The following is a 26,846-nucleotide window of genomic DNA, read 5'->3' as shown; positions in this document are numbered from 1 at the left end:
GAGTAGACACCCGGATACTATCGGCCGAACTCCCATGCATCTCCATCGCCACCATCAGGACACCACAGACGCCAGGTTTGCAGACTTGCTGCGCATTGCCATGGACGGGTACCGGGCCAGCCAGGCGGCCTTCAGCGAGGCCATTGCCGGCTTTTCAGCGTGGAACATCGATGAAGAAGCAGCGACGCTGACACTCACCGGCGATGGTGGCCGGACATGCGTGTACCAGGCGACACCCATCGTCACCTACCTCCCCGCGTTGGAAAGCCTGGCCTGGGCATGGGCCAACGACGTGTTCCCTGTGCTGTCAAGAAACAGGGCCGCTCAGGTCAGGGAGCTGGCGACCCAGACCGGCTACCAGGTGTTCGATACCCCGCAATTGCGCGCCACCCCCGGCGATATGGACGAGCTGTGCGCCCTGGCACTGCACCATCTGCAAGGCATTGCCGTGTTCAAGACCAAGAACCAGGAGCCATGGGTTTGCTATGTCCTGCATGCGGCCGCCTGAGCTTCGGTTTGCCCGTATTCCCAGCCCACCGTGGGCGGGGCCGGTGGACATGGAGCGGTGTGATCACTTCGAGGAGGTGGACTACGACACCCTCCAGGGTTTGCGCACCGTGATCGAGGCCGAGGTGTGGCGTCGGTTGGCGCAGTACGTCAGCGGGCTGCCGGCTGGCAATGCATTCCCTGATCTGGAAAGGTTGACTGGCGAGTGCTACCTGTCTGCCGAGCGCTACTGGGTTCAGGACGAGCCCTGGTTTGCCAAGGTTGGCAGACCAAGGGCGGTGTGCTTCAGCTTCTTCGTACGCTGCCTGGAGCGACAAAACGCGTTCAACGCCGCTGATCGCGACTATCTGGGCCTGGAGGTCCACTTCCGGTGGCTGCGAGACTCGGGTCGTTTTCAGTGGACTGCCACCGACCCAAGCAGCATTTAGCCACGCACAGATCGGTGCCCAGCGTTCGGGTTCCGCCACACAACCAGAGACAGGCCCGCAGAAGCGCGGGCCTCAGCGGGCGGCGATCACCTGCAAGGTACTGCGCAGCGCCGCCTCGTAAACCGCGTCGGGCCCCAGGCGGCCACTGTCCCTGGACACCGGCAGCGCCAGCCGCCCCGCAAACGACTCGCGCAAACGGGGCGCGGCAACCAGCCTGGCGCCCTCGCCGTCGGGCAACGCGATGCCCGCGAGCCGGCCGGCCTGGTCGAAGACGGGCCCGCCCGGCACCAGGCCCCGGTGCATGGACAGATCGAGCTCACGGTCCCCATCCGTACCCCTTGCGGCGCCGACGAAGCCCGTGCGCAGCAGGGGCCAGGCGGCGCCCGCATCGCCTGCTTGCGCATACGCCACGGCGAAGGCCACGGCACCCGGGAACACGTCGGCGGGCACGGTGCCCATGGACGGCGCGGGCAGCGGGCTGCCCAGGCGCAGCAGGGCGACGCCACTCTCGCCGCGCACCGGCATGGCGGTGGCCGGCACCAACTGCCCCAGCCCATTGCGCACCCACAGGCGCCGGCCGCCGGCGACGGCCCGTGCGGGCACCAGCGCCATGCGGCCTTCATCCACCAGCGTACCGGCCGCAACCAGACGCGCGCCCCGCGGCAATGCGGCCGGGTGGCCGGGGTGGCTGTACGGGGCGAGCCGTGCGGGCGCCAGCAGCATGTCGCCGCTCGCATGCGGGGCACCCGACGCCAGTTCACGGCCCACGCTGGCCACCAGCGGCTGCGACGGTGCACGCGCTTGCGCATCGGCCAGCAGCTTGCGGGCGATAGCGTCCTGCCCGCCCGCGTGGAGCAGCCAGGCGTACAGCGCCGCACCGCCGACCACGTCCAGGTGCGCACCCGCCGTGTGGGCGCCAAACGCCAGCGCGCGCCGGTACTGGCCCGACTGCATGTAGCTGCGCACCAGGCCCATCTCGGTGTCGGCGGAATGCAGGATCATCGCGGCGCGGTCGAAGCCCTGCTCGGCCGTCTGCGCATCGCCGGCTGCCAGCGCGGCCTCGGCCTCGCGCAACAGGGCCTCGCGCTCGCGCAGGCGCTCGGCGTCGGGTGGCCGGCCGGCCGCCGCCTGCATGATCGCCTTGAGCTTTTCCTCGGTGGCCGGCGAGGCCGCCAGCGGGCCGGTCGCCGCCAGCGCCAGCAGGCCGCTCAGGAAGTGACGGCGCCGGTCGGGCATGCGGTGCTGGTGCCGGTGCGGTTGATGCGTGTGCCGCCCGCATCGTTGGGGTTGGTGCCCAGCGTGTACGGTGCCTTGGGCGCCTTGAAGCCGGACAGGTAGGCCACCAGTGCGTCGATGTCCTGCGCGCCGCCCAGGCGGTTGGTGCCCTTGAGGAACGTGGAGTAGCCGTCGCCGCCATCGGCCATGAAGTTGTTCATGGTGACGCGGTAGGTCTTGGTCGGGCTGGCCACCGTGCCCGCAGCGTCGACGATGGTCTCCGTCGAGGCCCCGTTGCGCAGCGTGACATTGCTGACGCGCGCGCCGCAGGCCTTGGCGCCGTCCCAGGTGTACTTGAAGCCGTTGGAGGGCAGCATCACGCGCGTGGCCGTTGCCGACTGGCCCTTGCAGGCCGCGAACTGCTCTTCCAGCACGTCCTTCAGGTCCTGCGCCGTGAGCGACATGGTCACCAGGCTGTTGCCGAACGGCTGCGTGGTGAACGCCTCCCCGTAGGTGACGTTGCCGGCACCTTCGCCCACTGCGCTGCTCGCGAAGGTGAAGCCGGGGTTGCGCACGCCGCCGCCGTTCATCAGGGCGATGACCGCGGAGCCGAAGGTGGGGCCCTGCGTGGCCGCCAGCATGGCGTCGGCGACCAGGTCGCCGGCCGGCATGTTGCAGGCACCGTCGGAGCGGCTATTGGGCAGCTCGGCGGCGATGGAGCCGATCACCGTATTGGCGATGGGCGAGACCAGGGTGTTGTAGCCGGCAATGATCTTGGCGACGGCCGTATCGGCGGGCACGGTGGGGTCGTTGCGCACCACGAGGCGGTTGGTGGCCGTGGCTGCGGTGATGTCGCGTGTGGAGGGGTCGATGGTCAGGTCCATGTCGGTCAGCACGCGGCCGAACGAGCTGGAGCTGGTCACCGGGATGGCCCGGCCCGTGGCGTTGGGCAGCTTGCAGTTATAGGCGGCGTGGGTGTGGCCACTGATCACCGCGTCCACCGCGTTGTCCAGGCCCTTGACCAGGGTGGCGATGCCCGAGCCGGCGAGCGCGCCCTCGCAGCCGTTGATGTCCGACACGGTGCCCGACTGGAAGCCGCCCTCGTGCACCAGCACGACGATGGCTTCGATGCCCTGGCCCTTGAGCTCGGGGATGAGGCTGTTCACCGTCTGGATCTCATCGCGGAACTCCAGGCCGGCCACGCCCGTGGGCGTCACCACGGTCGGCGTGGCCTTGAAGGTCATGCCGATGAAGGCCACCTTGACGCCCTTGAATTCCTTGATGCCATAGGCCGGCAGCAGGGGCTTGCCGGTGGCGGTGGCAATGACGTTGGCCGACAGCCACTTGAACCTGGCGCCTTCGAACGGCACCGGCGTGCCGGCCACCGCGCCCTTGCAGCTGTTGGGCTCGCCGGTCTTGCAGCCGCCGTTCTGCAGGCGCAGCAGCTCGGCCGAGCCCTTGTCGAACTCGTGGTTGCCCACCGAGTTGAACTCCAGCCCGATGCGGTTGAGCGTTTCCACCGCGGGCTCGTCCTGGAACAGGGCCGAGATCAGCGGCGAGGCGCCGATCGAGTCGCCGGCGCCCACCACCACGTTGTTGGGGTTCTGGGCCTTGAGCTTGGCGACATGGGCCGCCATGAATTCGGCGCCGCCCACGGGCGGGCGGTCGGCTGCCGGCACGGCGGCGCTGGCACCGAAGGTGCCGGGGGATTCCAGGTTGCCGTGGTAGTCGTTGAAGCCGATCAGCTTGACGGTGAACGGCGGCTCGCTGCCGCCGCTGCTGCCGCAGGCGATCAGGGTGGCGGCCAGGGCGGCGAAGGCCGCGGCAGTCAATCGCAATGTCATGGATTCCCTCGTCGGTGTTGGTTTCTCGGTGTCCTGAAGCAGTCGCGGACTCTGGTCTGCTGCCTGAGTGGACCCAGCCACCGTGACAAAGCGATGAAGATGTTTGTTTGACCTAAATTAGGTCTAAGTTAAGTCTTGTGTGGCCTAAGTGGGCCGCATAGTATTTGTCCAACGCACCAACCAAGGTGCAGGCGACCTGGATGGGACCCACTGCGGCCTTGCAAGGTCAGCCACATAAAAAACAGGAGACAAGCCTTGGCACGCTGGCACAACTGCGGCACCGAAGACCTGGACGTTCTGCAAACCATTTTCTGGTCGGCGGGCGCGTCGCGGCATGCACTGGCGCAGCGGCTGGCCTACTCCAAGAGCAAGGCCAACGCGCGGGTGGCGGCCTTGCTGGACGAGGGCTTGCTCGACGAGGTGGGCCTGCAGGAGTCCTCCGGAGGCCGCCGTGCCGAGACCCTGCGCCTGAGCGAGACCCTGGGCGTGGTGATCGGCGCCGACCTGGGCGCCACCAGCATGCAGGTGGCCATCATGCGGCCCGACATGACGGTGCTGGCACGGCACCGCGAACCCATCGACGTGCGCCAGGGCCCGGGCGTGATCCTGGCGCGGCTGCGCGGCCTGATGCGCGAGCTGATGGCGCGCTGCGGGCTGCCGGCCTCGCAGGTCATCGCCATCGGCATGGGCGTGCCCGGCCCGGTGGACTTTGAAAGCGGCCAACTGGTCAACCCCCCGCTCATGCCTGACTGGGACGGCTTTTCCATCCGCGACTACCTGCGCGAGGCGTTTGCCGCACCGGTGTTCGTGGACAACGACGTGAACCTGATGGCCCTGGGCGAGCTGTGGCGGCTGCAGCGCAACCTGCCCAACTTCCTGGTGATCAAGATCGGTACGGGCATCGGCTGCGGCATCGTCTGCCATGGCCAGGTGTACCGGGGCGCCAATGGTTCGGCCGGTGACGTGGGCCACATCTGCGTGGACCAGGCCGGCCCGCGCTGCCACTGCGGCAACCAGGGTTGCGTGGAGGCCATGGCCGCCGCGCCCGCCATGGCGCGCATGGCGCTGGCCGCAGCCCAGGCGGGCGAGAGCGCGTTGCTGGCCGAGCGCCTGCAGGCCACCGGCACCCTGACCACCGAGGACGTCGCTCAGGCCAGCCGCGCGGGCGACGTGGCGGCCAACGCCATCATCCAGCGCGCGGGCAACCTGGTGGGGCAGATGCTGGCCTCCATCGTCAACTTCTTCAACCCGTCGCATGTGTTCATCGCCGGGCGCGTGGCCGACATGGGGCCGCTGTTCCTGGCCTCGGTGCGCCAGAGCGTGTACCACCGCTCGCTGGCCCTGTCCACGCGCCACCTGGAGATCCAGTACGCGCCCCTGGCCGACGATGCCGGCGTGGTAGGCGCGGGTGTGCTGGCCATGCAGGAGAGCATGGCCCAGTCCTCGCGTTCGGGAGGGGCCGCACGATGAGCGTCGCCGTCGAGTTCCGCAACGTGACCAAGGAGTTCGGGCCCGTGCGCGTGCTGCACGGCGTGGGCTTTGCGCTGCAGCCGGGCCGGGTCTATGGCCTCTTGGGCGAGAACGGCGCGGGCAAGTCCACGCTGATGAAGATACTGGCCGGGTACGAGAGCCCGACCACCGGCGAGGTGGTGGTCGACGGCGCAGTGCGCGCCCCCGGCGGCGGCTCGCGCGCGGCCGAGGCCCAGGGCATCGTGCTGATCCACCAGGAGTTCAACCTGGCGGACGACCTGACGATTGCGCAGAACGTCTTTCTGGGCCATGAGATCAAGAAAGGGTTCTTCCTCGATGATCGAGCGATGAGGGAGAAGACCCGCGCTGCCCTGGCCCAGGTCGGCCTGCCGCTGGACCCCGACACCCGCGTGAAGAAACTCATCGTGGCCGAAAAGCAGCTGGTGGAGATCGCCCGCGCGCTGGCCCGCAATGCGCGTCTGCTCATCATGGACGAGCCCACCGCCACGCTCACCCCGGGCGAGACGGAGCGCCTGTTCGCGCTGATGGCCGAGCTCAAGGCCGCGGGCGTGACCATCATCTACATCTCGCACAAGCTTGACGAGGTGGAGCGCACCACCGACGAGGTGGTGGTGATGCGCGACGGCCTGCTGGTGGCACGCGAGCCCACGGCCAGCGTCACGCGGCGGCAGATGGCCAATCTGATGGTGGGCCGCGAGCTGGCCGACCTGTTTCCCGCGAAGCTGCCCGCCCCGGCAGGCGAGCCTATCCTCCAGGTGCGCGGCCTCACCGTGCCCGGCTGGGCGCAGGACGTGGATTTCGAGGTGCGGCGCGGCGAGATCCTGGGCTTTGCCGGGCTGGTTGGCGCAGGCCGCACCGAGCTGTTCGAGGGCCTCTTGGGCCTGCGCCCTCGCTCTGCCGGCACGGTGGAGCTGGCGGGCAAGGCCGTGCAGTTCAAGAGCCCGCGCGACGCGGCACGCCATGGCCTGACCTACCTGAGCGAAGACCGCAAGGGCAAGGGCCTGCATGTGCACTTCAGCCTGCGGCCCAACCTCACGCTGATGGCGCTGGAGCGCTATGCCAAGCCTTGGCTCAACCCGGCGGCCGAGCAGGCCGCGCTGCGCGATGCGGTGCAGGAGTTCGGCATCCGCACCGGCTCGCTCGACGTGCGCGCATCGTCGCTGTCGGGAGGCAACCAGCAAAAACTCGCGCTGGCCAAGGTGCTGCACCCCGGCCCTACCGTGGTGGTGCTCGACGAGCCCACGCGCGGCGTGGACGTGGGCGCCAAGCGCGAGATCTACCACCTCGTGCAGCGCCTTGCGGCGCAGGGTCTGGCGGTGATCGTGATTTCGTCCGAACTGATGGAGCTGATCGGCCTGTGCCACCGCGTGGCGGTGATGCGCGCCGGCCGGCTGCAGACCACGCTCGAAGAACCCCATTTGACCGAAGAGGAGCTGATCGTCCATGCCACAGGTACCCGCTGAAAACGCCCCGACCGCGCCGGTTGCAGGCAGCCGCCACGGCGCCGCCAGCGCCTGGTGGGGCAAGCTGCACGGGCTGGGCCCGGTCATCGGCCTGGTGCTGCTGTGCATTGCCGGCACGCTGCTCAACAGCAACTTCGCCACCTACGACAACGTGATGAACGTGCTCACGCGCACGGCCTTCATCGGCATCATCGCGGTGGGCATGTGCTTCGTCATCATCTCGGGTGGCATCGACCTGTCGGTGGGCTCCATGGCGGCGCTGATCGCCGGCTCGGTCATCCTGTTCATGAACGCCATGGCACCCGTGCTGGGCTCGCCCATGGCCGCCGTGGTGGTCGGCATGCTGCTGGCGGTGGTGCTGGGCGCGGTGTTCGGCCTGGTGCATGGCCTGTTGATCACCAAAGGGCGCATCGAGCCCTTCATCGTGACGCTGGGCACGCTGGGCATCTTCCGCGCCTACCTCACCTACTTCTCCAACGGCGGCGCCATCACGCTGGACAACGAGCTGTCGGACCTCTACAGCCCCGTGTACTACGCCAACCTGCTGGGCGTGCCGATCCCGGTGTGGATCTTTTTGCTGGTGGCGTTGGTGGGCGGCGTGATCCTCAACCGCACGGCCTATGGCCGCTACGTGCAGGCCATCGGCTCCAACGAGCAGGTGGCGCAGTACGCCGCGGTGGACGTGCACAAGATCAAGATCCTGACCTACATGCTGCTTGGGGTGTGCGTGGGCATCGCCACGCTGCTCTACGTGCCGCGCCTGGGCTCGGCATCGCCCACCACGGGCCTCCTGTGGGAGCTGGAGGCGATCGCCGCGGTGATCGTGGGCGGCACCGTGCTGAAGGGCGGTGCGGGCACCATCACCGGCACCGTGGTGGGCGCCATCCTGCTGTCGGTCATCAGCAATATCCTGAACCTCACCAGCATCATCAGCGTGTACCTGAATGCCGCCGTGCAGGGCTTCGTGATCATCGCGGTCGCCTTCATGCAGCGTGGAAAACGGTGACGGCCTCTTGAATCGGTTTCTCGGTTTTTCGGTAAGTGTTTTTGACTTTCGTGTTCCCCAGCCGGCCAGCTTCCATGGCCTTTTTCATCAAAGCAACAGCAACAGGAGACAACGCATCATGAACAGCCAACTTACTTTCACCCGCCGCCTGGCCCTCTCGGCCGTGGGCGCCGCCGCCGCCGCGCTGGCACTGGCCGGCCCGGCCATGGCGCAGGCCAACAAGGTCGTGGTGGGGGTGGCCATTCCGTCGGCCACGCACGGCTTCACGGGCGGCATCGTGTACTGGGCCAACCAGGCCAAGAAGGACCTGGAGAAGGCCAACCCCGGCCTGCAGGTCATCGTCAAGACGGCCGGCGGCGCGCCCGAGCAGGCCAACCAGCTGCAGGACCTGGTCACGGTCAATAAGATCAACGCCCTGGTCATCTTCCCGTTTGAATCGGCTGCGCTGACCAAGCCCGTGGCCCAGGTCAAGGCCAAGGGCGTCTACGTGACGGTGGTGGACCGCGGCCTGACCGACACCAGCGCGCAGGACGCCTATGTGGCCGGTGACAACACCGCCTTCGGCAAGATCCCGGCCGAGTACATCGCCAAGGCACTGGGCGGCAAGGGCAACGTGGTGGCCATGCGCGGCATTGCCACCACGCTGGACAACGAGCGCATGGACGCCTTCAACGCGGTGCTGAAGAACCACCCCGACATCAAGCTGCTGGACGCCAAGTACGCCAACTGGAACCGCGACGACGCCTTCAAGGTCATGCAGGACTACCTCACGCGCTTCCCCAAGATCGATGCCGTGTGGGCGGCCGACGACGACATGGCCGTGGGCGTGCTCAAGGCCATCGAGCAGGCCAAGCGCAAGGACATCAAGCTGGTGTTCGGCGGCGCCGGTGCCAAGGGCATGATCAAGACGCTGGCCGACGGCAGCAACCCGCTGATCCAGGCCAACGTGTCGTACAGCCCCAAGTTCATCTACGACTCGATCAAGCTCACGGCCGAGGCACGCATCAAGGGCGACAAGCTGCCGCCCACGACGATCATCCCGTCGGTGCTGATCACCAAAGAGAACGCCAAGAGCTTCTACTTCCCTGACTCGCCATTCTGATCCCAGAGGTCGGTGGGCAGCGGCTGGCGCCATGGCCAGCCGGCTGCTGCCTGCGATCTTCCGCACGCAGGAGATGTTCCATGCCCATGCACCACGCCATCATTCCGTGCCTGCGCTACCGGGATGCGCAGGCGGCCATCGGCTTCCTGTGCAATGCCTTCGGCTTCGAGCGCCAGACCGTGTACGCCGATGATAAGGACACGTCCATCGTGCACCACGCCCAGTTGCTGCTGCGCGGGCAGATGGTGATGCTCGGCTCCGACCGTCCGGGGGGTGTGAAAGACCTCTACCGCTGGAAGACCGTCGACGAAGCAGGTGGCATCACCATGTGCGTCTACGTGGTGGTCGATGATCCGGATGCCCACTGCGCGCAGGCCAGTGCGGCTGGCGCTCAGATCCTCACCGCGCCGCACGATAACGATGGCTATCCCGGCCGCGGCTACGACGCGCGCGACCCTGAGGGCAATGTCTGGAGCTTCGGCAGCTACGACCCGTTTGCCGAAGGCGCATGAGGCCTGTCGCCAGCCCCGTTTTTGTTTCTGTTTGACCGCTGCATTCCCTGGAGCACCGCATATGCCAAGACCCGTCACCCTCTTCACCGGCCAATGGGCCGACCTGCCACTGGCCGAGCTTGCGCCGCTGGCACGCAGCATGGGCTACGACGGCTTGGAGCTGGCCTGCTGGGGTGACCATTTCAACGTGCAGGAGGCGCTGGCCTCCGCGCAATATGTGAAGGACAAGCATGCATTGCTGGCCCAGCATGGCCTCGCATGCTTTGCCATAGGCAACCACCTGGTGGGCCAGGCCGTGTGCGACCGCATCGATGAGCGCCACCAGTCCATCCTGCCGCCCCATGTGTGGGGCGATGGCGAGCCCGAGGGCGTGCGCCAGCGCGCGGCCAGCGAGCTGGCCGACACGGCGCGGGCCGCCGCCAGGTTCGGCGTGAAGACGGTCACGGGCTTCACGGGCTCCTCCGTATGGCATGCCATCTATGCCTTCCCGCCCACCAGCCAGGCGTACTGGGACAAGGGCTTTGTCGACTTTGCGCAGCGCTTTGTTCCCATCCTTGATGTGTTCGAAGAACACGACATCAACTTCGCGCTCGAGGTGCACCCCACCGAGATCGCCTTCGACATCGCCTCGGCCGAACGCGCCATTGCGGCGGTCAAGGGCCACCGGCGCTTCGGCTTCAACTACGACCCCAGCCACCTGGCCTACCAGGGCGTGGACTATGTGAAGTTCATCCGCCAGTTTGCCGGCCGTGTCTACAACGCCCACATGAAGGACGTGTGGTGGGGCAAGGGCGACGGCACGGTGGGCGTGTTCGGCGGGCACACCAGCTTCGGCGATGCGCGGCGCCACTGGGACTTTCGCAGCGTGGGCCGCGGCATGATCGATTTCGAATCCATCATCGTCGCCCTCAACGACATCGGCTATCAGGGCCCCCTCTCGGTGGAGTGGGAGGACAGCCGCATGGACCGCGTGCACGGCGCCACAGAAAGCGCGGCGTTCTGCAAGCGGCTCGACTTCAAGCCGGCCGCTGGCGCCTTCGACGCTGTCTTCGCACGCGACGAGCAACCGAAATAATAACCAACAAGGGTATCCATGTCCTCTGAACGCAAGCTGCGCTACGCCATGGTGGGCGGCGGCAACGGTGCCTTCATCGGTGCCGTGCACCGCAAGGCCATGGCGCTGGACGGGCAGTTCGAGCTGGTGGCGGGCGCGCTATCGTCCTCTCCCGAGCGGGCCCGCGCCTCGGGCGCCGCCCTGGGCCTGGCCGACGACCGCAACCACGGCAGCTGGCAGGACCTGCTGGCCGACGAGCTGCGCCGCCCCGCCGGTGAGCGCATCGACCTGGTCAGCATCGTCACCCCCAACCACGTGCACCACCCGGTGGCCCTGGCCTTTGTGCAGGCGGGCTTTCACGTAGTGTGCGACAAGCCGCTGGTGCACACCAGCGCGCAGGCCGACGAGCTGGTGGCCGCCGTTCGCCAGGCCGGCACCGTCTTCGGCGTGACCTACAACTACACCGGCTACCCCATGGTGCGCGAGGCGCGCCACCTGGTGCACAGCGGCGCCTTGGGCACGCTGCGCAAGGTCACCGTCGAATACAACCAGGGCTGGCTCGCCACGGCGGTGGAAGAGGGGGGGGGCAACAAGCAGGCCGACTGGCGGCTGGACCCCGCGCGCAGCGGCGCCGTGGGCACCATGGGCGACATCGGCTCGCACGCCGAGAACCTGGCCGCCACCGTCACCGGGATGGAGCCCGAATGGCTCTGCGCCGACCTCACCGCCTTCGGCGCGGGCCGCCGCCTCGACGACGACACGCAGATGCTGCTGCGCTACGCCAATGGCGCGCGCGGCATCATCGTGGCATCGCAAGTGGCGGCGGGCCTGGAGAACGACCTGCGCCTGCAGGTCTCGGGCACCCTGGGCACCATCACCTGGCGCCAGGAAGACCCCAACCACCTGGTGCATTCGCCCGTGGACGGGCCGCGCCGCATCCTCACGCGCGGTGCCCCCTGGCTCAGCCCGTCTGCGCTGCGTGCGGGGCGCATTCCATCAGGCCATCCCGAGGCGTTCATCGAGGCCTTTGCCAACGTTTACCTGGGCGTGGCGGCCGACATCCGCGCCCATGCGGCCGGGCAGCCGGCCGACCCGCTGGCGGCCGATTACCCGCGCGTGGAAGACGGTGCACGCGGCGTGCGCTTCATCGAGCGGGTGGTGGAGTCCGCGCGCAGCGAGCGAAAGTGGACGGCGCTGGCTGGCGACGGGGTGTGAGCCGGGCACTGCTGCGTCACCAACGGCACTGAGCGGCCCATTCCTGCAATGGGGAGCGATGGCGCGGTAAGCAGTGCGCGCTGCATGCGCGCGCACGACTTGCAGCCCATGTGCAGGCCCATCTTCGAGGCCACGGCCTGCGCCATCTCTCAGCGCGACGGAATGGGGGCTTGGCACAGCAGAGCGCCACGCCGGTGAGGCAATTCTCCGCAACTGCGCAGTCACTGCGCGCCGTGCAACTCTGACCATTCCGCGAACAGCCCACCCCGCGTGCTGCTGCGCGATGCAGCCCCCTTCACATTCTGTTCAAGCATCTGCAAAAAACCGAGGGTGAAGGCCTTCTCCAGGCCGTGTCTGCCGGCTATCGCCTCCGGCGTCCAAAGGCTCTCCTTGGGCCTGTCTCTGCAGCCCGGTGAGCCCCGGTTTGGGGGGGGGCTGCCATTCCTTCTACAGCGCAGGCCCTAACAGATTTCTGGCCACTTTCAGACCGATTTCCCGCGTCAATTCGATTTGTGAAATCTATTGAATTTTTATTTCAGTTGTTTATTTTGTATTTTGTGGCCACTCTAATACATAAGCACTATGGCTAATTGCAAGGCGATGGGGGATGCTTCGCTACCGCTTTCAGGGGCGTGAAGGATGCTGCAAATACCCTCATTTCTCCTATGAAAAATGCCTTTTTCGGCGGCGAAACCGGGGTACCGCCTAGGCGGGAAAAATCGACCGAAAACCACCTGAAAGAGTGATTGTTTTTTTCTTGACTTCAGTTATGCATTGTTTACAGTCGTTACATTCAGAAATCTTTCCTGTGTGCTCTTTTTTCAACGCCTGAGGACATCATGCGACCACTTTTTCCCATCCTGCCTTCGCGGCGCAAACATGGCTCGGCCGGCCAAAGGGCTGCACAGGGTGGTTTCACCCTGGTGGAACTGGCGGTCGTGCTGGCCGTCATCGGCCTGATCATCGGCGCCGTTGCCATCGGCAAGGATGTGCAACGCAACGCCGAATACACCAAGATCAAGAACAAGTTCATTGACCAGTGGGAGCAGGCCTACAACCAGTACTACCAGCGCACGGGCGTGGTGGTGGGGGACAACCAGGTTGCGCCGCGGATCATGGTGAATGGCACGGCTTACGTGGCGGCGGCTGGAGCTCCCACATCTGGTGGCGATATGGCCACGCTGGTTGCTGTCGGTTCCGAGCCCATCCCCGTTTGTCAGCGAGTGCCAGAAGTGGGGGCAATGCGCAGCAACGCTCCTGCAGTCACCCTGCGTAACCTGATGACGCAGGCCGGCATTCGCATGCCTCCAGGACGTGCTGAAGGGCAAGAGGATCTGTACATCTACACCGATACCAATGGTGCCCCGCAGGAAATCCAGGTGTGCTTCCAGTGGAACCGCCCTACGACTCCTGAAGGCGCAGGCAACGTGATGGTGATCTCAGGCCTGACCCCTGATCTGGCCCGCATGCTGGACCAGATGATCGATGGCAAGCCCGATGAGCAGGAAGGCCGTTTCCGCAGGCGAGGCATCGCCAACGGCACGCCCAACCAGCCTGGTCTGCAATGGATCGCCAACAACACCTCGGGTCAGGGCGCTGCGCTCGCCGTAGGGACAGACGGCAAGTCGCGCGATGAAGAGCAGGTCATCACGCTGACCGCCATCTACAAGATGAACCAGTAAGCCGCGCCAGGGAAACACCATCATGAAAAATCTCTTCAAGAAACCCCAACGTGGCCTGCGCTCGACGCGCCAACAGGGCTTCACCCTCGTTGAACTGGCTGTTGTACTGGCCGTCATCGGCCTGATCATTGGCGCCGTCGCCATCGGCAAGGATGTGCAGCGCAATGCCGAGTACACCAAGATCAAGAACAAGTTCATCGACCAGTGGGAGCAGGCGTACAACCAGTACTACCAGCGCACGGGAGTGGTGCTGGCCGACAGGCAGACCGCCCCGCAAAACATGGTCAACGGCGATGCATTCGTCGGGGCTGCGCTTCCCGGTGCCGTTCGGTCCGGCAGGAACATGACTGGGGCGACGGCGCCAGCGGCCATCTGCCGTGGGGCTGCTGGACAGGGGATGGCTCGCGCCTTCGATGCGGCCGCAGACCGGGACTTGCGGGTCCTGATGACGCGTGCCGGTATCCGCATGCCCCCGGGTCGCGCCGAAGGTCTGGAAGACCGTTATGTGTACCTCGACAGCAACGGCAACCCGCAGGAAATCCAGGTGTGTTTCCAGTGGAATGTGCCGATGGCCAACGGCGCTGCAGACGGCGACGTGGGTGAAGGGTCGGGCAACGTGATGGTCATCACCGGCCTGACGCCCGACCTGGCCCGCTCGCTCGACCAGATGATCGATGGCAAGCCCGATGAGCGCGAAGGCCGCTTCCGCCGCCAGGGGGTGCTCAACAACGCTGGTGGGACGACGCCAAACGCTCCAGGCACCCAATGGAACCGCACCAACCGTGACCTGATCGGCACCACCAATGACCGCAGCTTTGATGAAGACCAGGTGGAAATCGTCACCGCCATCTACAAGATGAACCAGTAACCGCAAATCCGCGGGCTACTTTTCTCACAACCTCCCCATTCAACCTCGTCGGAGATTTCGATGAAAAAGATGCATTCTTTTCGCAAGCTTGGCCGCAAGGTCCAGCAAGGTTTCACCCTGGTGGAGCTGGCCATCGTGCTGGCCGTCATCGGCCTGATCATCGGTGCCGTGGCCATCGCCAAGGACGTGCAGCGCAATGCCGAGTACCAAAAGGCGATCAACAAGTTCGCCTACCAGTGGAAGATGTCTTACGACCAGTACTACCAGCGTACCGGTGTGGTGGTGGGTGATTGCCAGCAGGCTCCCACCTACATGATCGATGGCTCCGAAACCTCGATCAACAACAGCAACGCATGCGCCCGCGCCGGCTCCATGGCCGTGCCCGGCATCCCCGCCAGCTTTACCAACCGGGGTGCAAAGATCTGCGCTGGCCAGGGCTATGCGGCAGACACCGTCGGCCAGGGCGACAAGGCGCTGGCAGGCCTGAACCTGCGCACCCTGATGACACAGTCCGGCGTGCGCATGCCCCCTGGCCGTGGCGAAGGGCATGAAGACCGTTTCCTGTACATCGACTCCAACGGCAACCCCGCCGAGCTGCAGGTCTGCTTCCAGTTCAACGACGCCGGCGTGGCCAGCGGCGCTGGCAACGTGATGGTGATCCGCGGCCTCACACCTGACCTGGCGCGCTACATGGACCAGGTGATCGATGGCAAGCCCGATTCACGCGAAGGCCGTTTCCGCATCCAGGGCCGCCCAGCCCACCAGACGGCTGCGACCGAGGCGAACGCGCCCGGTACCCAGTGGGAGGCCAACAACACCCAGGGCGTGGCCATCAATGTGGCTGGCAACAGCACCCAGATGAACACCAGCGACACGCGCCAGGCGGTGGTCAATACGTCCGGCAGCGCTGGCGGTACGACTGATGGCCGCAAGCTGGACGAAGACCAGGTCATCTTGCTGACCGCCCACTGGATCATGGAGCAGTAATTGAACGGCACCCGTACCGTCAAGCTCGGGGCCCTGGCCCTGGCCACTGCCTTGCTGGCTGGTGGCGCCTGGCTGGCGCAGAGTGGGCTCAAGCGGCTGGCGTTCGAGCGCCAGCAGACAGCCCAATTGCGCCAGAGCCTGGACAGCGCCCGTAACCTCATGCCCGAGGTGGAGCAGCGCGAGCGCCTTGTGCAATCGCTCAAGCAGGTGGCGCAGCAGGTAGACCGCCTGGGGTTCGATCCCGCGCAGTGGGGCGAGCGCAAGCTGCGCCGCACGACAGGGCCGGCTACCCGCGTGGAGGCTGCGCAGTTCCTGGGCGAGCTGGGCCGTGGCGGTGCAGGATCCATCTTCGTTGCCGATCTCTTCGAGGTCGCCACCCTGTCCCCTGAAACGGGTCTCTTCCAGATGCCGCAGCCAGGTGACAAGGGGCTGACGCTGGGTGCCAGCGGCACGCTGTATTTCCAGACGGTTTCCGTCGCCCCACCGCCCAGGACCATGCCATGAGCGCTGCCGCCGAACATGTTTACCGCGTCGCCAATGCAGGGTGGGTGCATTGCCACGGCCACCAGGCACAGGAAGTGCCTGCCTGGCCCCGGCTCACGCATACCGCGCTGGTGGTGCTGGACCTGGACGACGTCTTCACCGATGTCTGGCGCTTCGAAGGCAAGTCCGAATACGCCACGGCTTTGATCGAGAAGCGCGTGCGCACGCAAGGCCTGGTGGAGGGCTCTGCCCACATCATCATGCACCGCCTGCTCAAGGTGCCAGGTGGGTTCCAGGCCTTCTTTTCCGCGGTGTCGCTGGATCTGTGGCAACGCAGCTCGCAGTGGGCTAAGGAGCAAAACGACCACTGCCTGGTGATGACGACCGGCGGCCTGCTGTGCAATGGCGTGGACGCGGGCCAGGCGCGCCTGCTGCTCTCGCAGCGCCGCCTGATGTGCTTTGCCCACAGCGAGGAGGGCATGGTGTTCGCTTCCACCCAGGCACTAGGTTCGGGCGCGTCGGCCATGACCAGTTCTGCCCAGGTGCTGGTGGCCAACCAGAGCGCGCTGCTCAGCCGCCTGGGGCCCGATGCGGTGGAGTGGGGCGCCTTGTGGAGCACCCAGCCCGCCGATGGTGAGATCTGTGTATCGGCCTTGCAGGGCGTGCTGGGCAGTGCACCTGTGGTAATGAAGGCTGCAGAGCTGTCGTTGGCCGGCGAGCGGGTGCAGACGGTGATGCCCGCGCTGGCGCGCGACGCTGCAGGCCGGCATGCCCTCAATCCCTTTGCGGAGCGCGTGGCCTGGCGTGCGGAACGCTGGGTGGCGTCGATTACGGCGCTCACGGCGGTGGTTGGCGGTGCCTTGGTTGCCGTGGGTGCATTCACCAGCCAGCAGGCCGATGCCCAGCGCGACGAAGGCCAGAGCCAGCGCGCGCAGCTCGCGGCAATGCAGCAGCGCATCCAGGCCGTGACCACCGTACAGGCGCCGCTGCAACTGCTTCCCGTCGCGGAGTTTTCGCGCACGCTGGACGAGGGCGCCCGCTACGATCCCATGGCCTTCCTTGCCGTGCTGAAGTCCTCCACGGGCAGTGACATTCGCATCGTGCGTGTGAAGCTGGAAGCCACCCAGCAGAACCAGAACCCGAACCGCGCGCGTGCCTTTCGCGTGGATGGCGTGGTCGCGCCCGGAGCCTCGGCATCGGTGACACGATGGGTGAGCCTGATGTCCGCCGCCGGCTGGACGCTCAAGGCCATGGACCCTGCCGAATCTTCTCAAGGCGCTTTCTCCTATGAACTGGTTGCCAAGGCTGCCGCACCCGGGAACATGAAACCATGAAATACGCAGCACTGCTCTTGAATGCGGTTGCCGTCGCATTGCTCGGATGGGCAATGTACGGTGTGGTGCAACTGGTCCAGGCCCGAACACCCAACGTGCGTCCGCCTGAGATGTCATTGGCAGCCTTGCCTGAGGCGCTGCGCACCGACCAGGCGCGGGTCGCAGATGCTTTCGATGCCATGGCCCGCATTCAGAAGCAGGCATCTGGCCGGGGCGTGGACCCGCAAACCCTGATCGCGCTGCCCGCACCGGGTCGCGAGATCGTCGGAAGCGTGCAGATGCCCATGCGTTCGATGTCGTTGCACCTGGACAACTTGGCCACAGAGACGCAATCCGTCGTGATCGATGACCGCCTGGCCCGCCAGGGTGCGCGCCTGCCCGAAGGCGGCCGCATCACCAAGGTGGAGCCCAACCGGGTCGTGATTTCCGAGCGTCTGGGCCGCCAGACGCTGACCTTGCCCGAAGTGGGGCTTCGGGTCGGAACGCTGCGCTGGCCCGATGGCTCGCTGGCGAGCATCAGCAGCCAGCAGTTCAAGGCCGGCGTGCCCGGCACGGCACCGGACAACGCCCAGGGCCCCATCAGGAGCCTGCCGTGATGAGCAAAGGCGCCGCAGCGTCCATACGCTCCTGCGGCCTTCGGATGTGCCCGGCAGTCTGAACTTCGCGCACAGAAGAACGTACCCATTTTCAAGAAATCCATGAATCACCCAAGCGGTGCCAAGGACAGCGATATGACCCATCCTCCGATCTTCAAGCCCCTGGCCCTGGTGTGCGCCGCGTTCATTCTCAGCGGGTGCGCCAACGGTCCGCCCCGCAGCGCCTCCAGCCTGCCCGCGCCGGACACCGCGGCTGCCGACCAGATGCGCGAGAACGCGGTGGCCGAGGCCAAGCGCCTGCTGGAGCACCAGCAACTGTTGCTGGCAGACCTGAACAGGCCCGCACCGGCACCGGTGATCGCACCGATGGCACCCGTGTTCGATCCGCTCGAAGGCAAGCTGATCAACGTGGCCATGTCCAAGGCCAGCATCAGCCAGATCCTGGGGGCATTCGCCGATGCCGGCAACCTCAACCTGATCGTGGACCCCAACGTGCTGCGTGGCGGCCAACTGGCCGACATGTACCTGCGCCAGGTGACCCTGCGCGAAGGCTTCAACGAAGTGATGCGCACGTACGACGTGGCGGGCGAGTTTCGCGGCAACACGCTGCGCGTGAGCCTGACCGAGGAAAAGTTCTTCTCGCTCAACTTCCTGAACACCAAGTCCAGCATCCAGATGGGGTCGGGGGGCAATGTATTCGGCAGCAGCAATGGCGGTGGCGGAGGGAGCAGCGGCGGTGGCGGCGGTGGCTCCAGCGGCGGCTCGGGCGCCCAGCAGGGCAGCCTGACCATGTCGGGCTCCGGCGGCAGCTCTGCCGATCCTTACGCAGACGTGGCCAGCGCGCTCAAGGCCCTTCTGGAAGACGACGCCAAGGATCGCCTGGAGCAACAGCAGCAGGGCGCGAACGTGCAGGCGCCGGGCTATTCCCCATCCACGCCTTCGGCCTGGACGGGAACACCCGCCCCCAATGGAACCGGCGCGGCAAACGTGGCCCGGGGGCCCGGGGCGCTAGGTCCATCGGTGACCACCATCAAGGAAGAGGGCGGCTTCACCCTGAACTCCCAGACCGGCACGCTCTACGTCAAGGCGCGCCCTTCCAAGATGCGCACGGTGGAGAAGATGCTGGCCCAGATCCACAAGGTGCTGGGAAAGCAGGTGTATGTCGAGGCTCAGCTGATCGACGTGCAGCTGGGTGACAACTTCGAGTTCGGTGTGGACTGGAATTCGTTGCGCAGCCGCCTGGCCACGGGCTTCGGCTCCTCGCCCATGCAATTGGGCGGCAGCAACGGCACGCTGCCCAATGCGGGCAACGGCTACCCTGCACGCGCCATCTCGATCCCCGCCGCGCTCATCGGTAGTCTGACCGGCCCGGCCTTCGGCGCGTCCTACCAGGGCAGCAACTACGGCATCGTGATCAATGCACTGCGCGCGTTCGGCAACCTCAAGGTGCTGTCCAACCCCAACATACAGGTGCGCAACGGCACGCCGGCGCTGCTGTCGGTGGGCACCAGTTCGCGCTATGTATCGCAATCGGCCTCCACGCAGACGGTACCCGGCGGCGGCGCATCCACCACGTCGTCGAGCGTGCAGACCGACACGGTGTTCTCGGGCGTGATGGTCGGCGTACTCCCCATGGTGCGTGAAGACGGCCGTATCGAGCTGATGCTCAACCCGATGCAGAGCGATGTGGACCCGGCCAGCCTGCAACTGGTGGCGGTGGGGGGCGAGAACCTCATATCGTTGCCCAAGGTCAGCTACAAGGGCCTGACCACCACGCTGAACGTGGGTGATGGCGACGTGGTGGTGGTGGGCGGCCTGATCGATCAGCGCAACTCCAACAACGACCGCGGTGCCCCAGGTGTCTCCGACGTGCCGCTGCTGGGCAAGTTGTTCGGCAACGAGAACAAGGTGCACAACAGCCGTGAGCTGGTCATCGTTCTGCGGGTGCGTGTGCTATGAGCCTCATCCACGACGCACTGAAATCCATGGACACGGCCGTGGCATCCCCTGCTGCGCCCGCTGCCACGGCCCGGCCCCGCGCTGCCACCGCCCCGCGCGGCGGCCGCCCTGCGTGGCTGGATGGTGCCCTGGCATTTGCCATCGTGGTGGCCGCCGGTGGCCTGGGCTGGGTGCTGTGGCAAAGCCAGAAGCAACCCCAGCCGCTGCCGCCCGTGGTGGCTGTTGCGGCGCCTGTCTTGCCGGTGGCCACCCCGCCGGCACTGGCGGCCCCGCAGCCGCTGGTGGAAGTGCCTGCGGTTGCCGGTGCCACGCCGGTGGTCGATTTGCCAGCCGCCAGCGCTCAGCCCGCTGCGGTGGCTGCCGCCACGGCGCCAGCCCCCATGCCTTCCGCAGTTGCACCCGCGCCGTCAGCGCCGGCACTTGTCGCACAGGTTCAGGCCGCTCCAGCCGCCGCCGCACCTATGTCCGCATCGGGCGTGATGGTGGCGCAGGCTGCCACCGGCCAGGCCGACGTCCGCACGGCCACACCGCGCCCTGCAGCGGCGCCGCGCCCCGCCCGCGCCACCCGTGCAGTCGCCCTGCCTGTGGTGATGCCAGCCCCCGCGCCTGTGCTGGACGAAACGCCCGTGGAGCTGCGCTTCGCCCGCTTCGTGGCGGCCATGAAGAACAACCAGACCGCAGATGCCGAGCGCGAGCTGGCGGCCCTCAAGGCCCGCCTGCCCGCTGGCTCCCTGGGCTTGCTGCGTGCCCAGGCCTGGTTCGACCTGCGCGCCGGCAACGACGCCGCCGCTGCCGAGCAGTACCGCGCCATCCTGGACCGCATGCCTGGCGATGAAGAGGCATCCATCAACCTCGCCAGCATCCACAGCCGCCGGGGCAAGCCCGAGGAGGCCCGTGCGACGCTGGACACCGCACTGCGCCTGTCCCCCGACTCGGCTGCGCTGCGCTCGGCCCTGGGCCAGTTCACCCCCAACGCCCGCCAATGAGCACCAGCCCTGTCTACGCGACGCTGGGTCTGTCGCGCAATCCCTTCCCTCCCACGCCGGACGCGGGGTCGTACTTCTTTACGCCCCGATTGGAAGAGGATTTTGCGGAGGTTGCGCACTGCATCGAGGCGCGCAAGGGCTTCGTGCTGCTCACCGGCGAGGTGGGCCTGGGCAAGAGCACCATGGTGCGGCGCTTGCTCGATACGCTCAAGGACAAGAACTGCCGCTCGGCCTTGATCCTGAACACGTTCCTGCAGGACAGCGCACTGCTCTCGGCCATCCAGAGCGACTTCGGCCTGCCGCCCAGCGACGCGGTGGAGCAGGGGCTGGCCCGGCTGACGGAATTCCTGATCGAGCGCCACAAGGCCGATGAGACCAGCCTGCTGGTGATCGACGATGCGCAGAACCTGAGCGTGCAGTCGCTCGAACTCGTGCGCCTGCTGTGCAACCTGGAAACCGGGCAGGAGAAGCTGCTGCAGATCCTGCTGGTGGGCCAGCCCGAGCTCGAAGAGACCCTGGCCACGCCCGAGCTGCGCCAGCTCAAGAGCCGCATCGTCAAGCATGCCCGCCTGTCGGGCCTGCAAAAGGACGAGATGCCCCGGTACTTCGACTTCCGCGTCAATGCCGCCGGTGCGGAAGGGCGCCTGTCCATCGAGCCCGCCGCCGTGGACATCGTCTACCGCGTCACGCAGGGCAACCTGCGGCAAATCCACCTGGTGCTGGACCGCTGCCTGTACGGCTTGGCCAGCACCCGCGGCTCGGTGATCACCGAGGCGCTGGTGCAGCGCGCAGTGTCAGACATGCCGGCGCTGGGCGATGACGCCGCCACCATCGCTGCCGCCGTGGCACGCCCCCGCCGCCGCTGGGCCTGGGTTGCTGCCGGCCTGGTGGCCGGAACCACGGCCACCGTGGCGCTGGCCAGTTGGGGGCTGTCTTCTTCCGGCGGCAGTGCACCGCCGGTGGTCGATGCCGCCCCGAAGAACCCGCTGGCGCCAGTGCCCAAGGCTGCGCCCGAGGCGCCAACGCCGGCTCCCGTCACGCAGATGCCGACGGTGGCAGAGCCCGCACCTGCCGTAGTCGCATCGGCGGCCGCTGACCCCAGCGCTGCTGCAGCGTCTGCGACCGTGTCCGTGGCCGAAGTTTCTCCCCGCATTGCTTGCGAAGCCCAGCTCAAGGCCATTGCCACCGCTGACGACGTGCTGCAGGTGCAGCGCCTGCCGCAGCCCCTGGGCGCCAATGCCAATGCGCTCAAGCCCATGCCCCGTGTTTGCCGTTTTACCGAGGGCAAGGATGCATGGGTGGCGTGGCTGGGCCGTAGCGAGGCGCGCCACATCCTGGCGGCCCAGCAGGCCACGCGCAACGTGCAGCTCAAGCTCAAGGGCCTGGGTCTGCTCGATCCGCGCGAGCTGGACGACGGCTTTTTCGGCTCCAAGACGGGGGAGGCGCTTGCCCGCTTCCAGCTGCAACACGGGTTGGCCCCCACGGGCAAACCAGACGAACTGACTTTCTTTATCTTGGAGCAGCAGAATGTATCCGCCCGCTGACCCGGTGCTAGACGCCGCCCTTTCGCTGCCGCCCGGCACTTCCGTCACCGACCGCCTGGCTGCCCTGCAGGAGAAAAGCCCTTCCCTGGGGGCGGCGCTGGTGAATGCTGGCGTTGTCTCATCCGTGGCGATCGACTACGTGTTGCAAAAGCAGAAGATCGAGAAGGTGCCCATGGGCAACCTGCTCGTGGAACTGGGCTTTGCCAGTGCCAACGAGGTGGCCCGCCAACTGGCTGGCCAGCGTGGCCTGCTGTTCGTGAACGCCGCCGAGATGCCCGAGCCCGACCCGGCCGTGGCAGCGGTGTTCAACCGCTCGCTGTGCCTGACCTATGGCTTTTTGCCGGTGCGGGAACACGAAGGCCAGATTGAGGTGGTGCTGGGCGATGCCCAGCCCGACGCCGTGCGCGAACTGGTGCTGCGCAAGCTGGGCAAGTCCTGCCATTTCTTCCAGGGCGAGTTCGACAGCGTGGCCCAGGCCATCCAGCAGCACTACTACTTTGCCGACAACCCGCCCACCCGCCTGGTCGAGAGCGAAGTGCGCAAGCTCGAAGCCGACATCGACCGTGCCTACAGCCCGGCCCGCCTGCTCGAGCACATGCTGCACCTGGCCGTGCGCGAACGCGCCACCGACATCCACCTGGCGCCCACGGCGCGCAGCCGCTCGGTGCTGCTGCGGGTGGACGGCGTGCTGCGCCCCGTGTTCGCCCTGTCGCCCGCACTCGACCGCCTGGTGGTTTACGTCAAGCTGCAGGCCGACATGGACGCCAGCGAGCAGCGCCTGCCGCAGGACGGCAGCTTCACTGCCCAGGTGATGGAGCACAACTACACGATCCGCGTCTCCACGCTGATCTCCGAATTCGGCGAGCGCATGGTGCTGCGCCTGCTGCCTGAGCGCAGCAGCCTGGACAAGCTGGCCGATCTGGGCTTTCTGCAGGAAGACGTGACCGTGATGGCCAAGGCCTTTGCCAAGCCGCACGGTCTGATCCTGATCACCGGCCCCACGGGTTCCGGCAAGAGCACCACGCTGCATGCCGCCCTGCGCATGCAGCCGCTGATCGAGCGCAATGTGCTCACGGTGGAAGACCCGGTCGAGTACCGCGTGCCCGTGGCCTGCCAGACCGAGGTGAACCGCCGCGCGGGCTACGAGTTCGCCAACGCCATGCGGCACTTTCTGCGGCATGACCCCGACATCATCCTGGTGGGGGAAATCCGCGACTCCGAGACCGCACGCGCCGCGCTCGACGCATCGTCCACCGGCCACCTGGTTCTCTCCACCCTGCATGTGGGCAGCATTTTCGGTGTGATGCCCCGGCTCAAGCTGCTGGGCGTGGACACCGAGACCATTGCCGAAAACCTGGTGGCGGTGATCAACCAGCGCCTGGTGCGCCGCATCTGCCCGCACTGTGCCAAGCCGCGCCTGGCGACGGAGGATGAACGCCGCTGGCTGGGCCTGACCAACCCCGACTCGACGCCGCAGGTGTTCCACGGCGCGGGCTGCCACCACTGCCGCGACACCGGCTACCTGGGCCGGTTGCCTGTGTACGAGATGCTGGTCGTCAACCGCGACCTGGCCGACGCCATCGCCTCCGACGCCACGCGTGCGGAAATCCGCCAGCGCGCCATGGGCGCCGGCATGCGCCCCATCCTGACCCTGGCGCGCAACCGCGTGCTGGCGGGGGAGACCACCATGGAAGAGATCCTGCGCACGGTGGGCGAGGACTGACCCGTTTCGGCGGACACCACCCATGGCCTCATCCCTCAATACCTACTACTACCGGGTGCTGCTGCCGCATGGCGGCGTGCGCTCGGGCCTGCTGCGCCTGGCGGTCAAGCGCGAGGTGTCGGTGCGCATGCGCATCGAATCGGACACCGACGGCACGGTGCTCAGCCTGTTCCGCTTTCCGGCCTGGCTGGCCTTCTTCTCCGAGATCCTCATGCACGTGTTTCGCCGCCAGGTGCGCGGCGAAGACCTGGCGGGCTTCCTGCGCGACATGGGCCTCATGATGCGCGCCGGCGTGCCTGCGCTGGACGCGCTGCAGACGCTGGTGGACGAAAGCGACACCAGCGAGAACCGCGCCATGGCCTACGTGGCGCGCAACATGCTCGACGACCTGAACGCCGGCGTGGGCATGACCGAGGCCTTCAACCGCCACCCCGACGTGTTCCCCGAGACCGTGCGCAACCTGGTCTCCATCGGCGACCAGACGGGTACGCTCGACCGCATGCTGGGCGAGGCGGCAGAGCACGTGGAGCGCATGATCAACATCAAGCGCGACATCAAGACCGCGCTGATCTACCCGGCCTTCGTGTTCGCCACCATCATCGGCGTGGCGATCTTCTGGATCTACTACGTGGTGCCCAACATGGCCCGGCTGTTCAAGCAGATGCAGGCCAAGCTGCCGCCCATCACCGAAGGCCTGGTGTCGTTCGCCAACATGCTCTCGACCCACCTGCCCTGGGTGTTGCTCGTCGTCGCCGTGGTCGCCATCACGGGTACCGTGCTGTTCAAACGCTCGGAAAGCTTTCAGCTGGCCACCTACAACCTGCTGCACCGCCTGCCGATATCGCGCACGCTGCTCGTCTCCTCAGGCATGGCGCACATGACGGAGCACCTGTCCATCCTGGTGCGTGCCGGTGTGGACCTGGTCTCCAGCCTGCGCATCCTGGGCCGCGCCACCAAGAACCGCTACTACCGCACCCGCCTGATCCAGGTGGCCGAATCGGTGTCGCGTGGTGAATCGGTGTCTTCCTCCATGCGCCGTGTGGGCGGCTTCCCGGCCATGGCGGTGCGCATGATCTCGGTGGGCGAGGAGTCCGGCAGCCTGGACCAGCAACTGGCCCACCTGGCCGGAGACTACCGCAAGCGCCTGGAAGTGGTGGTCCAGTCGCTGGCCGAAATCCTGAAGCCGGTGATCATCCTGATCGCCGGCGGTCTGTTCCTGTTCCTCATCGTGGCGCTGCTGCTGCCGGTGTACGACCTGGTGCGGCAGTCGGTCGGGCATACGCTGGGAGGCGTGCAATGAAGGCTGAACGCCTTTTCGCCTCTGACACTGCGTTTTGCAGTGTGCTGTGGGCGTGTGAATCGCTTGCTTCACGCCGCCTTGCTGGCGTGGGTGTGAAAATTGGGACGGAGCAATGATGCGCAAGGGTGTTTTGATCGGCGGTGCCGCTGGCCTGCTCGTGCTGGCGCTGGTATTTGCCGTAGGCGTGTGGACTGGGAGCTCGGGCGCGCCCGAGCCGGTAGCTGCTGGTGCGGCAGGCGCGGCGGCATCGCCCGCAGCGACCGTTCCTGGTGTGAAGGAACAAGGCCGGGATCTGGCGATGGCTGGCGCGCCCGCTTCCCAAGCGCCGGGGCAGGCTGCAAGTGCGGTTGTGGCACCGGCCTCCGGCATGAATTCGCAGGAGCGCCGCAGGCGCCTGACTGAGGTGCGCGCTCGCTTTGCGACGCTGACGGCACAGGGGCCTGACGCCTCGCCTACCGAAGTGATTGCAGCGCTCAACGAACTGGAGTCCCTGTCGCAGGGTGAGCTGGATCCGCGCTACTTTCAGGCATTGCGGGTGATGCTGGAAGGCAGTGCCAAGGTCCAGTCGCTCAACCGCGAACTGAAGACCATCTCCAACAGCCTGGACCCCAAGGACGTGGCCCGGCGTCGCGTCATTCTTGAAGAATTGCCCCGCGTCAGCGAAGCCATGAGCGTTGCGGCCGCCAATGTGCAGACCTACGCGCGCCGGGCCACGCCCGCAGGGAAGGCGCAATGACCTGTGCCGCACTCCGCAGCAACCTTCCCGCGCAAGGTGCTGCGCAGGCGGGCTTCACCATGGTAGAGCTTGCTGTTGCGCTGGTGGTGGCGGGCCTGATGTCTTGGGCTGCGTTCAGCGGGTACGAAACCGTGACAGCGCAGCAGCAGATCGAACGGGGCCGCGCCGAAGCACAACAGCTGCAATCCATCGTCCGCGCTTTTGCGCTGCGCCATGGGCGGCTTCCATGCCCTGACAGCAGCGTTGCGGGCATCGGCTACGAGGCACTGACCGCAGGGGTCTGCACCACAGGTACGCAGGTCGGCTGGTTCCCCTATGTGAGCGTGGGGCTGGAGCTTCCGGTGCCGCTGTTGCGTGCGCGCTATTCGGTGTTCCGTGACCCCAATGTCGTGGATACCGCTGATGCAGACCTTGCCGTGGTGAAGGAGCGGACCGGGGACCCTGTGCCTGATCCTTCCAACCCCAATGCCAGTGCCAGTCCCAACTACCGTGATACCACGGACCTGATTGCGGCATTGAACACGGCATCCAGGAAAACGGCGGCAACGGCCAGAACCTACCTCACCGGAGATGGTGGGCCCGCTGGCGCCATTGACTGCGCTGGCAACCTGGTCATGGTTGCGGCCTACTGGGTGATCGTTCCGCTGGATGACAAGGACAACGATGGAAGCCGATTCGATGCCCCGCATGTGCCTGTCAGCACTTGTGCTGCAAGCCCCTCGGCGCCCCTGCGCTTCGGTTCCGACGATGTGGTCGTGGCCGAGTCCCCGGCCCAACTCGCCGGCTGGCTGCGCAAAAGTCTGCCGTAACG

The 26,846-nt window shown here is 66.6% G+C and carries 24 protein-coding genes; 22 read left to right on the top strand and 2 right to left on the bottom strand.

What is annotated here, in order from left to right; genetic code table 11:
* The first annotated feature begins 34 nt into the window (after nt 1-34).
* Complete coding sequence (locus tag ACSQ3Y_RS20635) at nt 35-508, top strand: DUF6882 domain-containing protein (RefSeq protein ID WP_436178695.1); 474 nt, start codon at nt 35-37, stop codon at nt 506-508.
* Nucleotides 509-584: 76 nt separating this feature from the next.
* Nucleotides 585-935 carry a hypothetical protein gene (locus ACSQ3Y_RS20630; protein ID WP_436178694.1) on the top strand — a complete coding sequence of 117 codons (351 nt, stop codon included), beginning with the start codon at nt 585-587 and terminating at the stop codon, nt 933-935.
* A 72-nt stretch (nt 936-1,007) separates the two neighbouring features.
* Here ACSQ3Y_RS20630 and ACSQ3Y_RS20625 read toward each other — a convergent pair whose 3' ends face one another.
* Nucleotides 1,008-2,171, bottom strand: coding sequence for a hypothetical protein (locus ACSQ3Y_RS20625; RefSeq protein ID WP_436178693.1), 1,164 nt, complete (start codon nt 2,169-2,171; stop codon nt 1,008-1,010).
* A complete protein-coding gene (locus ACSQ3Y_RS20620) occupies nt 2,144-3,994 on the bottom strand; it encodes a bifunctional metallophosphatase/5'-nucleotidase (RefSeq protein WP_436178692.1) in 1,851 nt (616 codons plus the stop codon). The genes ACSQ3Y_RS20625 and ACSQ3Y_RS20620 overlap by 28 nt, the downstream gene beginning before the upstream one ends.
* A 255-nt stretch (nt 3,995-4,249) precedes the next feature.
* Here ACSQ3Y_RS20620 and ACSQ3Y_RS20615 point away from each other — a divergent pair, with 255 nt between their 5' ends.
* From ACSQ3Y_RS20615 to ACSQ3Y_RS20520, 20 genes are all read left to right on the top strand, one after another.
* A complete protein-coding gene (locus ACSQ3Y_RS20615; RefSeq protein ID WP_370877038.1) occupies nt 4,250-5,464 on the top strand; it encodes an ROK family transcriptional regulator in 1,215 nt (404 codons plus the stop codon).
* Nucleotides 5,461-6,948: a sugar ABC transporter ATP-binding protein gene (locus ACSQ3Y_RS20610; protein ID WP_436178691.1), complete on the top strand. Its 1,488-nt coding sequence runs from the start codon at nt 5,461-5,463 to the stop codon at nt 6,946-6,948. The genes ACSQ3Y_RS20615 and ACSQ3Y_RS20610 overlap by 4 nt, the downstream gene beginning before the upstream one ends.
* Nucleotides 6,929-7,954 carry an ABC transporter permease gene (locus ACSQ3Y_RS20605; protein WP_436178690.1) on the top strand — a complete coding sequence of 342 codons (1,026 nt, stop codon included), beginning with the start codon at nt 6,929-6,931 and terminating at the stop codon, nt 7,952-7,954. Before ACSQ3Y_RS20610 ends, ACSQ3Y_RS20605 begins: the two co-directional genes overlap by 20 nt.
* A 118-nt stretch (nt 7,955-8,072) precedes the next feature.
* Nucleotides 8,073-9,056, top strand: a complete 984-nt coding sequence (locus tag ACSQ3Y_RS20600; RefSeq protein WP_436178689.1) for a substrate-binding domain-containing protein — start codon at nt 8,073-8,075, stop codon at nt 9,054-9,056.
* 80 nt (nt 9,057-9,136) lie between these two features.
* Nucleotides 9,137-9,568, top strand: a complete 432-nt coding sequence (locus ACSQ3Y_RS20595; RefSeq protein WP_436178688.1) for a VOC family protein — start codon at nt 9,137-9,139, stop codon at nt 9,566-9,568.
* Between the two features lie 61 nt (nt 9,569-9,629).
* The gene (locus ACSQ3Y_RS20590; RefSeq protein WP_436178687.1) at nt 9,630-10,643 is read left to right on the top strand and encodes a sugar phosphate isomerase/epimerase family protein; all 1,014 of its coding nucleotides are present in this window, start codon (nt 9,630-9,632) and stop codon (nt 10,641-10,643) included.
* An 18-nt stretch (nt 10,644-10,661) separates the two neighbouring features.
* The gene (locus ACSQ3Y_RS20585) at nt 10,662-11,837 is read left to right on the top strand and encodes a Gfo/Idh/MocA family protein (protein ID WP_436178686.1); all 1,176 of its coding nucleotides are present in this window, start codon (nt 10,662-10,664) and stop codon (nt 11,835-11,837) included.
* A gap of 839 nt (nt 11,838-12,676) precedes the next feature.
* Nucleotides 12,677-13,519 (top strand): type II secretion system protein, encoded by an 843-nt coding sequence (locus ACSQ3Y_RS20580; RefSeq protein ID WP_436178685.1) that lies wholly within the window; start codon nt 12,677-12,679, stop codon nt 13,517-13,519.
* A 22-nt stretch (nt 13,520-13,541) separates the two neighbouring features.
* Nucleotides 13,542-14,387, top strand: coding sequence for a type II secretion system protein (locus tag ACSQ3Y_RS20575; RefSeq protein WP_436178684.1), 846 nt, complete (start codon nt 13,542-13,544; stop codon nt 14,385-14,387).
* A gap of 60 nt (nt 14,388-14,447) precedes the next feature.
* Nucleotides 14,448-15,374: a type II secretion system protein gene (locus tag ACSQ3Y_RS20570; protein WP_436178683.1), complete on the top strand. Its 927-nt coding sequence runs from the start codon at nt 14,448-14,450 to the stop codon at nt 15,372-15,374.
* Nucleotides 15,375-15,878, top strand: coding sequence for a hypothetical protein (locus ACSQ3Y_RS20565; protein ID WP_057206798.1), 504 nt, complete (start codon nt 15,375-15,377; stop codon nt 15,876-15,878). It begins immediately after the preceding gene.
* On the top strand, nt 15,875-17,191 hold the full coding sequence (locus ACSQ3Y_RS20560) for a hypothetical protein (protein ID WP_436178682.1): 1,317 nt from the start codon (nt 15,875-15,877) through the stop codon (nt 17,189-17,191). Before ACSQ3Y_RS20565 ends, ACSQ3Y_RS20560 begins: the two co-directional genes overlap by 4 nt.
* Complete coding sequence (locus ACSQ3Y_RS20555) at nt 17,188-17,787, top strand: hypothetical protein (RefSeq protein ID WP_179680576.1); 600 nt, start codon at nt 17,188-17,190, stop codon at nt 17,785-17,787. Before ACSQ3Y_RS20560 ends, ACSQ3Y_RS20555 begins: the two co-directional genes overlap by 4 nt.
* Nucleotides 17,788-17,889: 102 nt before the next feature.
* Nucleotides 17,890-19,746, top strand: coding sequence for a pilus (MSHA type) biogenesis protein MshL (gene mshL, locus ACSQ3Y_RS20550; protein ID WP_436178681.1), 1,857 nt, complete (start codon nt 17,890-17,892; stop codon nt 19,744-19,746).
* On the top strand, nt 19,743-20,732 hold the full coding sequence (locus ACSQ3Y_RS20545; RefSeq protein WP_436178680.1) for a tetratricopeptide repeat protein: 990 nt from the start codon (nt 19,743-19,745) through the stop codon (nt 20,730-20,732). Before mshL ends, ACSQ3Y_RS20545 begins: the two co-directional genes overlap by 4 nt.
* Nucleotides 20,729-22,276 carry an ExeA family protein gene (locus ACSQ3Y_RS20540; protein ID WP_436178679.1) on the top strand — a complete coding sequence of 516 codons (1,548 nt, stop codon included), beginning with the start codon at nt 20,729-20,731 and terminating at the stop codon, nt 22,274-22,276. The genes ACSQ3Y_RS20545 and ACSQ3Y_RS20540 overlap by 4 nt, the downstream gene beginning before the upstream one ends.
* Nucleotides 22,260-23,999 (top strand): GspE/PulE family protein, encoded by a 1,740-nt coding sequence (locus ACSQ3Y_RS20535; RefSeq protein WP_082604444.1) that lies wholly within the window; start codon nt 22,260-22,262, stop codon nt 23,997-23,999. Before ACSQ3Y_RS20540 ends, ACSQ3Y_RS20535 begins: the two co-directional genes overlap by 17 nt.
* Before the next feature lie 22 nt (nt 24,000-24,021).
* On the top strand, nt 24,022-25,299 hold the full coding sequence (locus tag ACSQ3Y_RS20530) for a type II secretion system F family protein (RefSeq protein ID WP_436178678.1): 1,278 nt from the start codon (nt 24,022-24,024) through the stop codon (nt 25,297-25,299).
* Nucleotides 25,300-25,414: 115 nt separating this feature from the next.
* Entirely contained in the window at nt 25,415-26,035 is a 621-nt protein-coding gene (locus tag ACSQ3Y_RS20525; RefSeq protein WP_436178677.1) for a hypothetical protein, read from the top strand.
* Nucleotides 26,032-26,844, top strand: a complete 813-nt coding sequence (locus ACSQ3Y_RS20520) for a type II secretion system protein (protein ID WP_436178676.1) — start codon at nt 26,032-26,034, stop codon at nt 26,842-26,844. The genes ACSQ3Y_RS20525 and ACSQ3Y_RS20520 overlap by 4 nt, the downstream gene beginning before the upstream one ends.
* Nucleotides 26,845-26,846 lie beyond the last annotated feature (2 nt).

The sequence above is a fragment of the Acidovorax sp. LjRoot66 genome, assembly GCF_964253305.1.
Classification (GTDB): domain Bacteria; phylum Pseudomonadota; class Gammaproteobacteria; order Burkholderiales; family Burkholderiaceae_C; genus Acidovorax.
Note: the sequence above shows the minus strand (reverse complement) of the source record. Positions and strands in the feature narration are given on the sequence as shown.

What these genes read in the sequence shown, in the direction of transcription:
- ACSQ3Y_RS20605 (WP_436178690.1), top strand. Translation starts at nt 6,929, where the DNA reads ATGCCACAGGTACCCGCTGAAAACGCCCCGACCGCGCCGGTTGCAGGC.
- ACSQ3Y_RS20580 (WP_436178685.1), top strand. Translation starts at nt 12,677, where the DNA reads ATGCGACCACTTTTTCCCATCCTGCCTTCGCGGCGCAAACATGGCTCG.
- ACSQ3Y_RS20555 (WP_179680576.1), top strand. Translation starts at nt 17,188, where the DNA reads ATGAAATACGCAGCACTGCTCTTGAATGCGGTTGCCGTCGCATTGCTC.
- ACSQ3Y_RS20525 (WP_436178677.1), top strand. Translation starts at nt 25,415, where the DNA reads ATGCGCAAGGGTGTTTTGATCGGCGGTGCCGCTGGCCTGCTCGTGCTG.
- ACSQ3Y_RS20530 (WP_436178678.1), top strand. Translation starts at nt 24,022, where the DNA reads ATGGCCTCATCCCTCAATACCTACTACTACCGGGTGCTGCTGCCGCAT.
- ACSQ3Y_RS20625 (WP_436178693.1), bottom strand. Translation starts at nt 2,171, where the DNA reads ATGCCCGACCGGCGCCGTCACTTCCTGAGCGGCCTGCTGGCGCTGGCG.
- mshL (WP_436178681.1), top strand. Translation starts at nt 17,890, where the DNA reads ATGAATCACCCAAGCGGTGCCAAGGACAGCGATATGACCCATCCTCCG.
- ACSQ3Y_RS20635 (WP_436178695.1), top strand. Translation starts at nt 35, where the DNA reads ATGCATCTCCATCGCCACCATCAGGACACCACAGACGCCAGGTTTGCA.
- ACSQ3Y_RS20610 (WP_436178691.1), top strand. Translation starts at nt 5,461, where the DNA reads ATGAGCGTCGCCGTCGAGTTCCGCAACGTGACCAAGGAGTTCGGGCCC.
- ACSQ3Y_RS20620 (WP_436178692.1), bottom strand. Translation starts at nt 3,994, where the DNA reads ATGACATTGCGATTGACTGCCGCGGCCTTCGCCGCCCTGGCCGCCACC.
- ACSQ3Y_RS20595 (WP_436178688.1), top strand. Translation starts at nt 9,137, where the DNA reads ATGCCCATGCACCACGCCATCATTCCGTGCCTGCGCTACCGGGATGCG.
- ACSQ3Y_RS20600 (WP_436178689.1), top strand. Translation starts at nt 8,073, where the DNA reads ATGAACAGCCAACTTACTTTCACCCGCCGCCTGGCCCTCTCGGCCGTG.
- ACSQ3Y_RS20585 (WP_436178686.1), top strand. Translation starts at nt 10,662, where the DNA reads ATGTCCTCTGAACGCAAGCTGCGCTACGCCATGGTGGGCGGCGGCAAC.
- ACSQ3Y_RS20560 (WP_436178682.1), top strand. Translation starts at nt 15,875, where the DNA reads ATGAGCGCTGCCGCCGAACATGTTTACCGCGTCGCCAATGCAGGGTGG.
- ACSQ3Y_RS20590 (WP_436178687.1), top strand. Translation starts at nt 9,630, where the DNA reads ATGCCAAGACCCGTCACCCTCTTCACCGGCCAATGGGCCGACCTGCCA.
- ACSQ3Y_RS20520 (WP_436178676.1), top strand. Translation starts at nt 26,032, where the DNA reads ATGACCTGTGCCGCACTCCGCAGCAACCTTCCCGCGCAAGGTGCTGCG.
- ACSQ3Y_RS20535 (WP_082604444.1), top strand. Translation starts at nt 22,260, where the DNA reads ATGTATCCGCCCGCTGACCCGGTGCTAGACGCCGCCCTTTCGCTGCCG.
- ACSQ3Y_RS20540 (WP_436178679.1), top strand. Translation starts at nt 20,729, where the DNA reads ATGAGCACCAGCCCTGTCTACGCGACGCTGGGTCTGTCGCGCAATCCC.
- ACSQ3Y_RS20545 (WP_436178680.1), top strand. Translation starts at nt 19,743, where the DNA reads ATGAGCCTCATCCACGACGCACTGAAATCCATGGACACGGCCGTGGCA.
- ACSQ3Y_RS20575 (WP_436178684.1), top strand. Translation starts at nt 13,542, where the DNA reads ATGAAAAATCTCTTCAAGAAACCCCAACGTGGCCTGCGCTCGACGCGC.
- ACSQ3Y_RS20570 (WP_436178683.1), top strand. Translation starts at nt 14,448, where the DNA reads ATGAAAAAGATGCATTCTTTTCGCAAGCTTGGCCGCAAGGTCCAGCAA.